The organism is Streptomyces sp. NPDC038200 (assembly GCF_055600785.1).
Genome location: NZ_JBVJYH010000010.1, coordinates 44,872 through 57,869 on the forward strand (window position 1 = coordinate 44,872; position 12,998 = coordinate 57,869).

Below are 12,998 nucleotides of genomic sequence, written 5' to 3' on the forward strand. Positions count from 1 at the left end.
GTCGGGGCGGCTCAGCTCTTTCCGCTGCTGGGGTGCTGGGTGATGAAGGTCTGGATGGCGGCGGCGGCCGCGCCGCGCGCCCACTCCTCGAAGGGGAGGGGGCGCGTCTGTACGTCGCAGCGGGCGGCGGATCCGAAGGCGTGGGTGGTGAACGCCTGGCGGATCTGTTCGGCGAAGAGGTCGTAGGCGGCCAGCCCCTCACCGGAGATGATCACGCGTTCGGGGCCGAGCAGGTTGGCGACGGTGGCGATGCCCCGGCCGATGGCCTCCCCCGCCCTGGCGTACACCTCGCGGGCGCCGGGCAGCCCCTGGTGGGCGAGGGCCACCGCCTCGGCGCTGTCGGCGACATGACGGCCCGTCACCTCGCGGATCCGGGCGACGATCGCGGCGTCCCCGGCGATCGCCTCCACACAGCCGCGGTTGCCGCAGTGGCACGGGGGGCCCGCGGGGTCGACGACGAGGTGCCCGATCTCCCCCGCCACGCCGTGCGCCCCGGCGACCACCCGCCCGTGCACCACGAGGCCGCAGCCGATGCCCGCGCCGACGGTCACCACGGCGAAGTCGCTGAGCCCCGCTCCGGCGCCGAACCACTGCTCGGCGACGGTCAGCGCCCGCACGTCGTTGTCGACGGTGACCGGCAGACCGCAGGCGGTCGCGGCGAGTTCGGCCAGCGGCACGTCCCGCCAGTCCAGGAACGGCGAGTACCGTACGACCCCCTCGGCACGGTCGACGTCCCCGGACACGGCGATGCCGAGACCGGCGACCGGGGCGTGCGACGCGGCCGCGTGGGCGAGGAGTTCGTGGACCAGGCCGGTGACGGCGGCCAGGGCGGGTCCGGGGGCCCGGTCCGGCAGGGGGGCGCGGCGGGCCAGGCGGACCCGGCAGCACAGGTCGGTCAGGACGGCGATCAGCTCGTCCCCGGTCGCCTTGACGCCGGCGAAGAGGGCGCGTTCGCCGTTGACCCGGACCAGACTGGCGGGCCGGCCGAGGGCGGGGCGGGCCTCCCCGTCGGCGCCTTCCCCGGGGCCGCCGCTCTCCACCAGGTAGCCCGCGGCGAGCAGGGGGCGCACGGCCTTGGTGACGGCCGCCGGGGACAGCCCGGCCCGGCGGCCCGTCTCCAGGCGGGTCAGGGGGCCGTGGGACAGGACCGTCGTGAAGACCTGGGCGGCGGCCGGCGTGTGGGCCGGGAACGTCTCGGCGTGCGGGGTCGAGCGCATGGCCGGGAACCTAGGGGCCTTATTTTCCGCTGTCAATAAAAGAAACAACGGCTGTTACGGAGGCGGTCGGGGGCTCGCGCGGGCCCGGACATGCGGATGCCCCGCGCGGGGCGGGGCATCCTGTGGGGCCGGTGTACTGCCGTCCGTCAGTGGCGGGCGGCCGGCGTGTTGGCGGCGGTGACGTTGACCGCGGACCACGACTTGTCCACCGTCTTGTACTCGGTGCTGTTCGCGCCGTACAGGTCCTTGGCCGCCTTCAGGGTCGCGATGCGCGCCTGGTGGAAGTCGGTCGTGGAGACCATGTAGCGGGTGAGCGCACGGTAGTAGATGGCGGTGGCCTTGGTGCGGCCGATGCCCTTGACCGTGACGTTGTGGTAGGTCGGCGAGTTGTAGGTGACGCTGCCGATCTTCTTCTTGCCACTGCCCTCGGCGAGGAGGTAGTAGGCGTGCGAGGAGACACCGGAACCGGCGTGCACCTCGGTGTAGTACGTGTCCGCCGACCAGTAGTCGATGGTGCCCTCGAGCTTGTCGAGCGACGGGTGGTCCAGGCGGCGCAGGAACTTCTGCGCGAGGCCCAGCTTCTCACCGACCAGGTAGTCCGGCGTGTCCTTCGCGTTCTTGGCGTAGAACTCGACGTTCGAGCCGAAGATGTCCGCGAGCGACTCGTTCAGCGAGCCCGGCTCGCCGTACTGGTTGCCGTCGGAGTCGACGAAGGTCGGCTGGAGGTTGGCGGTCGCCTCCACCACGCCGTGGGTCAGCTCGTGACCCGTGACGTCGAGGACGACGAGCGGCTTCTTGAACATGTCGCCGTCGCCGTCGCCGTACAGCATGCAGTTGCAGGTCGGGTCCCAGAAGGCGTTGGCGACCTTCTTGCCCCAGTGCACCATCGCCTGGGCGGCCTTGCTGTTGTTGGCGATGCCCTTGCGCTTGAAGGTGCTCTTGTAGAAGTCCAGCGTCTTGGTGACACCGTACTGAGCGTCGGCGGCGGCCGTGGACCGGGCGGTGGTCTTGCCGTTGCCCCACACGTTGGTCGTGTTGGTGAACTTCGTACCGGCGCTGAACTTCTCCGTGTACGAGCCCTTGGCGTCGCGGGTCTCGGTGCCGTACCGGCTCGGGTCCTTGAGCTGGTAGTGGCCGCGCGAGGTCGCCGTGGTGGTGAGGCCGACGGTGCCCACGAAGAGCGTCTTGCCCGTGCCCTTGGCGGACGTCGGGTAGTGCGTGGCACCGGAGAGGCCCGAGCCGGCCAGGCCGGACTGGGCCGCGGCGGAACCGGCACCGGTGGCCGGGTCGACGGTCTCGCCGCGCTCGCGCAGGGTGTCGAGCAGCTTCGGCGACAGGAACTCGTCCCGGGTCGGCGTGTTGCTGCGCACCTTGCCGGTGACCGCGTCGACGACGACCGTGCGGGAGCTGTCCTGGTCGGTGACCGTCACCTGGTAGGCGAGGGCGGAGGAGCCACCACGGGCGTCCACCACGAGCTGGGCGCTGCCGGCGTCGCCCTTCGCGGCCTTGGCGGCCTTGGCGGCGGCCTGGCCCGCGGTCAGCTTGGCCTGTCCGGCGGCCGGCTTGACGGCGTGGTCGGCCGCACGGGTCACGCCCGTGTAGGCCAGCTTCCGGTCGAGGTGGACGATGAGGTCGCCACCGAGCACCGGGAGGTCGTTGTGGGTGCGGACGAATCGGACGTGCCGAGCGCCCTCGGGGTCGATCATGACGTCCTGGGCGTGCAGAGTGTCGCCCTTCGAGACGCCGGTCGCCGAGGCGTGCGCGAAGGCCGCGGTGCGCGCCGCCTCCACCACCACCGTGGCGTTCGAGGCGGCGGAGGCGGCGGACCGCTCCACCCCCGTGGAGGGAGCCGCGAGGGCGGTGCCGGCCAGGCCGGTGGCAGCCGTCGTCACCGCGACGGCGACCGCCACGGTGCGTATGTGCGGTCTACGCAATCTGATCAGGTGTCCTTCGTTCGAAGGCGGCCGGAGTAGCCAACCGCCTTGAGGCGTGGCGCAGTTGGGCGTCACGGGGGGTTGTTCCGACCCCCGGGGGCTACCCTTGCGGATCAGTCATGTGCGCGTAAAGCCGGAATGATCCATTTCGCGAACTTCTATGGCAATCCTTTACGAATGGGCGCCACAGGGTGATCACGAGATGACCAACTGTGTGTCGGCTGTGGAGACGCCACCCCCATCCCTTAGGTTCCCAGGGGGGAATGTGACCGATGTCGCATCATAAACCGGCCAACGAGAGTGAGAAGCAGATGGTCTCAGCAACGGTGGGGCGGGGAGCGGTTCTCGGGGCGGTCGCACTGTCGCTGCTCGCGGTTCCCGCGCAGGCCGCGACGGTGACACCGGGCGGGCCGGGGGCCGCGACACCTCCGGCTCCGGGCTCGGTGGGGGCAACGGCGCTTCCGGCGCCCGACACCGCCGGACTGGCCGAAGTCTTGCGGTCGGTCGTGGCCCAGGGCGCCCCGGGGGCACTGGCCCGGATCGACGACCACGGCCGGACATATCGGGCCACGAAGGGCGTGGCCGACCGCGCCACCGGACGGGCCGTCACGGCCGACGACCGGTTCCGGATCGGCAGCATCACCAAGTCCTTCTCGGCCGTCGTACTGCTCCAGCTCGTCGACGAGCACCGGCTCTCGCTCGACGCGCCCGTCAACCGCTATCTGCCGCGGCTGCTGCCGGACGACCGGATCACGGTCCGTCACGTCCTGAGCCACCGCAGCGGACTGTACGACTACACGAACGACATGTTCGCCGACAGCGTCCCCGGCTTCGAAGCGGTCCGGAAGAGGGTCTTCACCTACCGGGAGCTTGTCGCCCTCTCCCTGAAGAAGCCCCGCACCAACGCGCCGGGCGCCGCGTACGCGTACTCCAACACCAACTTCGTCGTGGCCGGCCTGCTCATCGAGAAGCTCACCGGCAAGTCCGTGAAGACCGCGTACCAGGACCGCATCATCACACCGCTGAAGCTGAGCGACACCTTCTACGTCCATCCGGACACCGCGATCCCCGGCCGGTACACCCGCGGATACCTGACCCCGGACAAAGCGGGCGCCCCGCTGGTCGACGCGACCGCGCAGACCGTCTCCTGGGCCCAGAGCGCGGGGGCCGTCATCTCCAGCGCGCGGGATCTCGACGTCTTCTACAGTGCCCTGCTCAAGGGGAAGCTGATGTCCGCCGCGCGGCTCGCGGAGATGGAGCGCTTCACCAAGGTGAGCAGCACGACGGCGTACGGGCTCGGACTGCGGCGGCGCGACCTGTCCTGCGGGGTGTCGGTGTACGGGCACACCGGAGCGGTGCAGGGCTACTACTCGTACGCCTTCGCCACGAAGGACGGGGGGCGCAGTCTCACGGCTGTGGCCAACACGTCCAACAACGGCAAGGTGCTGGATACGTTGGCGGGGGTGCTGGAGTCGGCGTTCTGCGGGAAGCCGAAGGCCAAGACCGAGCCGACGGCCCAGCCCGGCCCGAACGCCGGGACCGGGCCGAAGACGGGCGCGGAGGCGAAGGGGGAGGCGGGCAAGCCGTAGGGGCTGCGGGCAGGGCGGTCGCCCCCCCCCCAGGGAACCCGCCGCCATCGCACCGGCGTCGTAGGGGGCATGAGCGAGCTGGTTCCCGGGGGCAACGCGGTCCTGCCGGACGGCGTGGTGCGACTGCGGGTCGCCGGGGCCTTCGACGTGTCCGCCCTGATCACCGGTCCCGACGGAAAGGTCGGCGGCGACGCCGACTTCGTGTTCTACAACCAGCCCGAGGCGCCCGGTGTCCGGCTGAGCGGGGACACACTGGCCGTCGATCCGGCCGGGCTGCGCGGCGGCGCGTGCCGGGTCACGGTCGCCGTGAGCGCGGCCGAGCCCGGCGCCCCGCTCGGCCGGCTGCCGGCGCCCCGGCTCGACGTCACCGACGACCGCGGCCGTACGGTGGCCCGGTTCGCGCCGCCGCGGCCGGGCCCGGAGACCGTCCTGCTGCTCGCCGAGCTGTACCTCCGCCCGGGCACCGGCTGGAAGCTGCGGGCGCTGGGGCAGGGGTACGCGGACGGACTGGCCGGGCTCGCCCGGGACTTCGGGGTGGACATAGCGGACGACGGACAGGCGGCCGCGCCGAGCCCTCGCCGGAGCGCCACGGCCGGCACCCCGCCCCGCCCCTCCCGCTCCCCCTCCTCGCCCTCGCCCTCCCCCTCACCCTCGCCCTCGCCCTCGCCCTCGCCGAACGACTTCACCCGCCTGGTCAACGCCGCCCGCACCCGCGCCGGTGCGCCGCCCGTCGCGCCGGATCCGCGCCTGGCCTCCGCCGCCCGAGCGCACGCCCGGGCCATGGCGGGCGCCGGGCGGCTCGACGGGGAGGGGCCGGACGGGGTGTCGGTGCACCAGCGGATCTCGGCCGCCGGATACGCGTACCTCACCGTCGGCGAGCACCTCGTCTCGGGGCCGCGCACCGATGCCGAGTTCGTGGCGTACTGCCTGGGTGCGGAGCGGGCCCGGCGCACCCTGCTCGACCCGTCCTTCCGTCATGCCGCGCTGGCCCACGCCGACGCCGGTGCCGACGGGCGGTACTGGACCGCGCTGTGGGCCGCTCCCCTCACCCCGGACGGGCTGTCGCGCACGGCCACCGAGGTCCTCGCGCTCACCAACGCCGAACGCCGCCGGGCCGGGCTGCCCCCGCTGGCGGCGGATCCGCTGCTGGCGGCCGCCGCGCAGGCACACTGCGCGGACATGGTGGCCCGTGACTTCTACGCGCACACCTCCCCGGACGGCGGCGAGCCCTGGGACCGGGCCGCCGCCGCGGGGTGCCGCCCGCGCACGGTCGGCGAGAACATAGCCTGCGGCCAGCGCTCCCCCGCCGAGGTGGTCGACGGCTGGATGAACAGTCCCGGCCATCGCGCCAACATCCTGAAGCGGGAGTTCACGCACCTCGGCGTCGGCTTCGCGGGCGGCGGCCGGGCGGGCACGTACTGGACGCAGCTGTTCGGTGGCTGAACCGGTACCTTCCGTGATCTTGGCGGAATACAGTCTTCCGGGCCACCATGCCCCGCATGAAGGGTGATCTCTTTTCCAGTCAGCACATGGTGCAGCCGGCCGTGGAGCCGGGAATGTCCGTCGAGAACGCCAAGTGCGTCAAGTACGCGGTGAACGGCGAGATGTACGCGCGGCAGGGCGCGATGATCGCCTACCGCGGCGACCTCGCGTTCGAGCGCAAGGGCCAGGGCGTCGGTGGCATGCTCAAGCGTGCGGTCACCGGCGAGGGGCTGCCCCTCATGACGGTGCGCGGGCAGGGCGAGGCCTGGTTCGCGCACGAGGCGCAGAACTGTTTCATCGTCGACGTGGAGCCCGGTGACCAGTTCACCGTCAACGGCCGCAACGTCCTGTGTTTCGACGCCTCCCTGTCGTACGAGATCAAGACGGTGAAGGGGTCGGGCATCGCGGGTGGCGGCCTGTTCAACAGCGTGTTCACCGGGCACGGCCGGCTCGGCCTGGTCTGCGAGGGCAACCCGCTGGTCATCCCGGTGTCGGCGCAGGCTCCGGTGTACGTCGACACGGACGCGGTGGTGGGCTGGACCGCCCAGCTGCAGACCTCGCTGCACCGCTCGCAGTCCATCGGCTCGATGCTGCGCGGCGGTTCCGGCGAGGCCGTGCAGCTGATGTTGCAGGGTGAGGGCTATGTCGTGGTGCGGCCGAGCGAACTGACGCCCCAGAAGGCCCAGCAGCACTGAACCTTCACATGTGATCCGTGACCCACGGGCAACCCCCGCCGCCGTACCGACGTCTTGATCGACAACAGACCGGGCCCCGGTCCCTTGGGCCGGGGCATCTTTTCGAGACGCTATACACGATATGTATACACTCCGTGTATAGAAGGGTACGCATGTACGGCAAGGCTTTCGCCCCTGAGTACCAGGGCGCCCTGACCACCCTGTCCGTGAACTCCTCGCTGGTCGACGTGCTGGCCGAGGGCGTCGAGCGGCTGCGCGAGGCCGAGCGCAACGGCAGCCCCGGCGAGGCGGCGCGCTGCGGACTCGCCGTCGCCGAGGCGCACCGGCGGCTCGGCCATGTGCAGGACGCCGACCGGGCGTGGAAGGCGAGTTACCGCGCCGCCCGGGACGCCGGGGACACCGCCGCGATGGCCTGGGCGCTGTGGAGCGGGGGCACGCTGGCCCGGCAGCGCGGGGCCTTCCCGCTGGCCTGGCGGCTGCTGGGGCTCGCGGCCGAACTCGGCGAGCGCGGCGGGGACGTCGTGGTCCGCGGGTACTCGCTCGCCGGTCTCGCGGAGACCGGCCGGATCCAGGGCGACTACGCGGCGGTCGGCCGGCTGCACGAGCAGCTGCTGGCCGAGGCCCGCAAACGGGGCGAGGCCCGGCACACGGTGTGGGCCCTGGAAGGCATCGCCCAGATGCACCGCAACACCGGTGACCACGACCGGGCCTACGCCCTGTTCGAGGAGGCGGCCGAGATAGCCGGCCGGGCCGACGACCGGCGGGGGCACGCCTGGGCACTGCGCGGGCTCGCCGACGTCCTGTCGATCCGCGACGGTGCCACCGAGCGGGCGCTGGAGCTGCTGGCCGAGGCGGAGGAGACCTGCCGGGCGATGAACCTCTCCAGCGCGCTCGCCTACAACCACAAGATGCAGGGCAACGTCCTGTACCGCGCCGGACGCCACGCGGAGGCCCGTGACCGGTACGAGCTGGCGCTGGCGGAGTTCCGGACGATGAGCGAGCCGCGCGGCGAGGCACTGTCCCGGCTGGGCCTCGCCAAGTCCCTGGCCCGGCTCGGCCGCGACCGCGCCGAGACCGCCGCCGAACTCGCCGACCTGGCCCGGACGCTGGAGCGCAGCGGGCTGCGGCACGCACGGGAGATGGTGGCCCGGGCCCAGCGGGAGTTCGGTCTCGACACGGAGGTCGCCCGGTGACGGCGCTCACCTCGCCGGTGCGCGAGTCCGCCCGAATCGTGCTCGACCGGTGCCGGGAGCTGGTGCAGCCCCGGCTGCGGGAGTCCGTGCGGGGGCTGCACCCCTGGGTGGCCGAGATGGCCGCGTACTCCTTCGGCTGGTGCGAGGTCGGCGGGGCGCCCGCCGCCGCGCCGGGCGGGAAGGGCGTACGCCAGGCGCTGGCGGTCCTCGGCGCGGAGGCGGCGGGCGCCGACGGGACGGCCGGTGTCCCGGCGGCGGTCGCGGTGGAGCTGGTGCACGCCTTCTCCCTGCTGCACGACGACATCATGGACGGCGACGCGACCCGGCGCCGCCGGCCCGCCGTGTGGCGGGCGTACGGCACGGGCCCGGCCGTGCTGGCCGGGGACGCCCTGTTCGCGCTGGCGGTCGACACCCTCGCCGCCGCGCCCGAGGGCGCAGGGGCGGTACGGCTCCTGTCCCGCGCCCTGGCCGAGCTGGTCCGCGGACAGGCCGACGACCTGCTGTTCGCCACCCGGCCCTGGACCGGTCCGGAACGCGTGACCCCCGCTGAGTACCGGGCGATGGCCGAGGGCAAGACCGGCGCGCTGCTGGGCTGCGCCGCCGCGCTGGGCGCCACGCTCGGCGGGGCGCCCCAGGACACGGCCGACGCCCTGGACCGGGTGGGACGGCACCTCGGGCTCGCCTTCCAGCTGGTCGACGACGTGCTCGGTATCTGGGGCGACCCGGCCGTCACCGGCAAACCGGCCGGCGGCGATCTGCGCGAGCGGAAGAAGACGTTCCCCGTGCTGGCCGCGCTCGACTCCCCGGCTGCCCGGCACCTGCCCGCGCTGCTCGGCTCCGCCGAGCACGCCGAGGAGGCCGCCGCGCTGATCGAGGCGGCGGGGGGCCGTACCGCGGCCCTTGCCGAGGCCCGCACCCACACGGCCGCCGCGCGGGAGCTGCTCGCCGCCGCGCCCCTGGCCACTCGTCCCGCCGAGGAGCTGACCGGCCTGCTGGACTTCCTGGTCAGCCGCGCGCTGTAGCGGGTCGGAAACGGCGTTGACCGACGGCCGCCCGGCGGGCCAAGGTGCGAACGGCGCGGCTCCCGACCCGCGCCGGAAGGATGAAACACCTTGATCGACATTTCGGACATCGAAGCCGCCGCGCAGCGGATCGCCGGGCACGTCGTACGGACGCCGACGGTGCCGAGCCCCGGCCTCGGCACCCTGCTCGGCGTCCCGGTCACCGCCAAACTGGAACTGCTCCAGCGCACCGGCTCGTTCAAGGCGCGCGGGGCGACGGCGAAGCTGCTGTCGCTGAGCGAGGCCGAGCGGGCGGCCGGCGTGGTCGCGGTCAGCGGCGGCAACCACGGGATCGCGCTGGCGGTGATGGCGGCGGCCCTCGACGTGAAGGCGACCGTGGTCATGCCGCGCACCGCGCCCGCTCGCTCCATCGCGCTCGCCGAGGACGCCGGCGCCTCGGTGCGGCTGACCGACGGCATGGAGAGCGCCTTCCAGCTGGTGACGCGGCTGCGGGACGAGGGCCTGACCCTGGTCCACCCCTTCGACGATCCGGTCGTGATCGCCGGACAGGGCACGGTGGGGCTGGAACTGGCCGAGGACGCCGGGGAGCTGACGGACGTCGTCGTCAGCATCGGGGGCGGCGGCCTGATCGCCGGCGTCGCGGCGGCCCTGCGCGCCCGGCGTCCGGGGGTGCGCGTGTGGGGCGTGGAGACCGAGGGCGCGGAGGCGATGTCCGGCGCACTGCGGGCCGGCGGACCGGTCGCCGTGCCGCTGTCCTCGCTGGTCACCACGTTGAGCGCGCCCTCGGTGTCGCAGCTGACCCACGACCGCGTGTCCGCGCTCGTCGAGGAGGTCCTGGTGGTCCCGGACCGGGACGCGGTGCAGGGCTGTCTCGACCTCGCCGAACACGCCAAGGTGTGGGCCGAGCCGGCCGCGGGCTGTCTGCTGCCGGCGGCCCGGCAGGTGGCCGCGCGGGCCGGCGGCGGTGCCCGGATCGGGCTCGTGGTGTGCGGCGGCAACACGACCCCGCGGGAGCTCCTCGGCTGGGCCGACCGCTTCGGGCTGCTGTGAGGCCGGACGGCCATCCTGACATCGCAAACGCCGTCGAACGTTTGAATAAAAGGCAAGGAGGGGCCTGAGTTGAGGATTCTTTGAACGCTCCCCCGCGTGCCCCGCGTACCTCTGGGAAAGACGAGCAGGGGTTTCAGCGAGGGATGACCATGGTCAAGGCGCACGTCTCCGCACACGGGTTGGTCGCCGGACGGTACCGGCTCCTGGAGGTCTTCTCCCGCGAGACGAACCGCCTGTGGTGGTACGCCGAGGACGTGGCGGCCGAGCGGCCCCGCCTGGTGACGCAGACCGCGCTGCCGGAGTCCGCCGCCGAGGACACCGCACGCCGTGCCGTCGCCCGGGTCGTCCGCACGTCCGAGACCATGCGGCTGCTGCGCCCGGGGCAGGTCGCCGCGGTGGTGGACGCGGTGGTGGAGGAGGGCACCCTGTGGACGGTCGTCGAGTGGATCGACGGTACGCCGCTCGGCGAAGTCCTCGCCCGCGAGGGCGCGTTCGCCCCGGTACGGGCGGCCCGGCTCGGTCTGGAGCTGCTGGACGTGCTGCAGGCCGCGCACGACGAGGGCGTCACCCACGGCGAGTTGAGTCCCGGTCAGGTCTTCGTGCGGGACGACGGCCCGGTCGTGGTCACCGGGTTCGGGCTGGCGGGCGCGACGCTCGTACCGCGGCTCACGGCACCCTCGTACGCCTCCCCGGAGCAGGCCCGCGACGAGCGCATCGGTCCGGCCGCCGACCTGTGGGCACTCGGCGCGCTGCTCTACACGATGGTCGAGGGCCGGCCGCCGTTCCGGGACCGCGGCCGGTCCGACGCCACGCTGAAGGCCGTGGACCGGCTGCCGCTGCGCACCCCGTTGCGCGCGGGTCCGCTCGGCCAGGCCGTGCAGGGGCTGTTGCGCAAAGACGCGCGGGAGCGGCTGACCCGGCCGGTGGTCCGCGAGGCGCTGACCCGGGCGCTGAGCGAGGACACCGACGCGGACCGGCAGCCGGCCCCCGAGCCTCCGCCACGCGGCGCGTCCCGGGGTGTGCGGCTCGCCGGACCGCTGCGCGGCAGGCGGGTCCTGGCCGTCGGCACCGCGCTGGCCGTGGTCACCGTGGCCGCCGCGGTGCTGGCCGCGACCGGGGCGCTGCCGGGCACGGACTCGGCCGGGGCCCCGCCGCGGGCCACCGCCCCGGCCGCCCCCGCAGACCGGCGTACCGACGGCGGCTCCCCTTCCCCGTCCACTCCCACGCCTCCTCCCCCGTCCGCCCCCGCGACCACCTCGGCACCGACCACTCCGTCCGCGGCCCTGCCGGCCGGATACCGCCGGTACAGCGCCCCCGAGGGCTTCTCGGTGGCGCTGCCCGGGGGCTGGCGACGGCTGGCCACCTCCCGGTCCGGTGACCTCGCCTACCGCGTCACCTTCGGCCCGGGCGGCGCCGCGCCCACGCTCGCGGTCACCTACAGCGAGCGGGTCGGCCCGGACCCGGTCGCCGTCTGGCGGGACGACGTCGAGCCCGAGCTGGCGAAGCTGCCCGGCTACCAGCGGGTCGGCGCGGTGCGGGCCACCGGCTACCAGGGCCGCGAGGCCGCCGACCTGGAGTGGCTGGCGGGCATCGGGCAGGCACGGACGCACACCTTCGGGCGGGGCTTCCTGCTGGGCGGCGGGCGGGGCTTCTCCCTGCGCTTCACCACCCCGTCCGCGACCTGGGACGACGCGGTGAACCGGCTGGCGCTGACGACCGCTCTGCGCACCTTCCGCGCGCCGCGGAGCTGACCGTCGCCGATGGTTTTCCGGCCGCCAGGCCGGGGGACTCGCCGGTCATGGTGCAAATCGGATACACGATGATGACCGAGCAGGCCGGCCCGAGGGACCTCGTGGATCACGTGGTGGGAGCCGAGGAGGCGGGTTTCGACTTCTCGGTGATCTCGGACCACTACTTCCCGTGGCTGCGCTCGCAGGGCCACTCCTCGTACGCGTGGAGCGTGCTGGGCGCCGCCGCCCAGGCCACCTCGCGGATCCCCCTGATGACCTACGTCACCTGCCCCATCCTGCGCTACCATCCGGCCATCGTGGCGCAGAAGGCGGCGACCGTGCAGCTGCTGTCGGAGGGCAGGTTCCGGCTCGGCCTCGGCGCCGGCGAGAACCTCAACGAGCACGTCGTGGGCGGCGGCTGGCCCCCGGTGGACGTCCGTCACGAGATGCTGGAAGAGGCCGTCGGGATCATCCGGGCGCTGTTCGAGGGCGGCCATGTCACCCATCACGGGCAGCACTACGACGTGGAGTCGGCGCGGCTGTGGGATCTCCCGGAGACGGCGCCGCCGATCGGCATCGCCGTCTCCGGCGACCAGTCCTGCAAGCTCGCCGGGCACCTCGCCGACCTGGTCATCGCCACCGAGCCGAAGGCGGGACTGCTGGCGGCCTTCGACCGGCACGGCGGCAGCGGCAAGCCCCGGGTCGGCCAGCTCCCGGTGTGCTACGACACCGACCGGGACACGGCGGTCAAGCGTGCCCACTCCCAGTTCCGCTGGTTCGGCCTGGGCTGGAAGGTGAACGCGGAACTGCCGCACCCCGACTCCTTCGAGGCGGCGACCCAGTTCGTCACCGAGGACGACGTCGGCTCCGCCATTCCCTGCGGTGACGACCCCGACGCCTTCGTGGAGGCCGTGCGCCCGTACGCGGAGGCCGGGTTCGACGAGGTCGCCCTGGTGCAGATCGGCGGCGACACCCAGCCGGAGTTCCTGGACTGGTCGGCGAAGACCCTGCTGCCTGCGCTGCGGGAGGCGTTCGCCTGACGCCGGGCCACTGCGCGGCACGGGTCGCCGAAGGATGGCCTACGGG

10 protein-coding genes are annotated in these 12,998 nt (G+C 73.4%); 8 read left to right on the top strand and 2 right to left on the bottom strand.

Features of this window, described 5'->3' with window-relative positions:
• Positions 1 to 11: 11 nt before the first annotated feature.
• A complete protein-coding gene (locus tag ACZ7KF_RS21535) occupies positions 12 to 1,217 on the bottom strand; it encodes an ROK family protein (protein WP_471077207.1) in 1,206 nt (401 codons plus the stop codon).
• Between the two features lie 146 nt (positions 1,218 to 1,363).
• The gene (locus ACZ7KF_RS21540; RefSeq protein ID WP_471077210.1) at positions 1,364 to 3,127 is read right to left on the bottom strand and encodes a M4 family metallopeptidase; all 1,764 of its coding nucleotides are present in this window, start codon (positions 3,125 to 3,127) and stop codon (positions 1,364 to 1,366) included.
• A gap of 335 nt (positions 3,128 to 3,462) precedes the next feature.
• Here ACZ7KF_RS21540 and ACZ7KF_RS21545 point away from each other — a divergent pair, with 335 nt between their 5' ends.
• From ACZ7KF_RS21545 to ACZ7KF_RS21580, 8 genes are all read left to right on the top strand, one after another.
• Positions 3,463 to 4,740, top strand: coding sequence for a serine hydrolase domain-containing protein (locus ACZ7KF_RS21545; RefSeq protein WP_471077213.1), 1,278 nt, complete (start codon positions 3,463 to 3,465; stop codon positions 4,738 to 4,740).
• A 69-nt stretch (positions 4,741 to 4,809) separates the two neighbouring features.
• Entirely contained in the window at positions 4,810 to 6,183 is a 1,374-nt protein-coding gene (locus ACZ7KF_RS21550) for a CAP domain-containing protein (protein WP_471077216.1), read from the top strand.
• A gap of 56 nt (positions 6,184 to 6,239) precedes the next feature.
• Positions 6,240 to 6,917: an AIM24 family protein gene (locus tag ACZ7KF_RS21555; RefSeq protein WP_471077219.1), complete on the top strand. Its 678-nt coding sequence runs from the start codon at positions 6,240 to 6,242 to the stop codon at positions 6,915 to 6,917.
• 152 nt (positions 6,918 to 7,069) lie between these two features.
• On the top strand, positions 7,070 to 8,110 hold the full coding sequence (locus tag ACZ7KF_RS21560) for a tetratricopeptide repeat protein (protein WP_471077221.1): 1,041 nt from the start codon (positions 7,070 to 7,072) through the stop codon (positions 8,108 to 8,110).
• Positions 8,107 to 9,132 carry a polyprenyl synthetase family protein gene (locus ACZ7KF_RS21565; RefSeq protein WP_471077224.1) on the top strand — a complete coding sequence of 342 codons (1,026 nt, stop codon included), beginning with the start codon at positions 8,107 to 8,109 and terminating at the stop codon, positions 9,130 to 9,132. Before ACZ7KF_RS21560 ends, ACZ7KF_RS21565 begins: the two co-directional genes overlap by 4 nt.
• A gap of 90 nt (positions 9,133 to 9,222) precedes the next feature.
• Positions 9,223 to 10,182, top strand: coding sequence for a threonine/serine dehydratase (locus ACZ7KF_RS21570; protein WP_471077227.1), 960 nt, complete (start codon positions 9,223 to 9,225; stop codon positions 10,180 to 10,182).
• 143 nt (positions 10,183 to 10,325) lie between these two features.
• Positions 10,326 to 11,933 carry a serine/threonine-protein kinase gene (locus tag ACZ7KF_RS21575; RefSeq protein WP_471077230.1) on the top strand — a complete coding sequence of 536 codons (1,608 nt, stop codon included), beginning with the start codon at positions 10,326 to 10,328 and terminating at the stop codon, positions 11,931 to 11,933.
• A 47-nt stretch (positions 11,934 to 11,980) separates the two neighbouring features.
• The gene (locus ACZ7KF_RS21580) at positions 11,981 to 12,952 is read left to right on the top strand and encodes an LLM class F420-dependent oxidoreductase (protein WP_471077233.1); all 972 of its coding nucleotides are present in this window, start codon (positions 11,981 to 11,983) and stop codon (positions 12,950 to 12,952) included.
• The last annotated feature ends 46 nt before the right edge of the window (positions 12,953 to 12,998 follow it).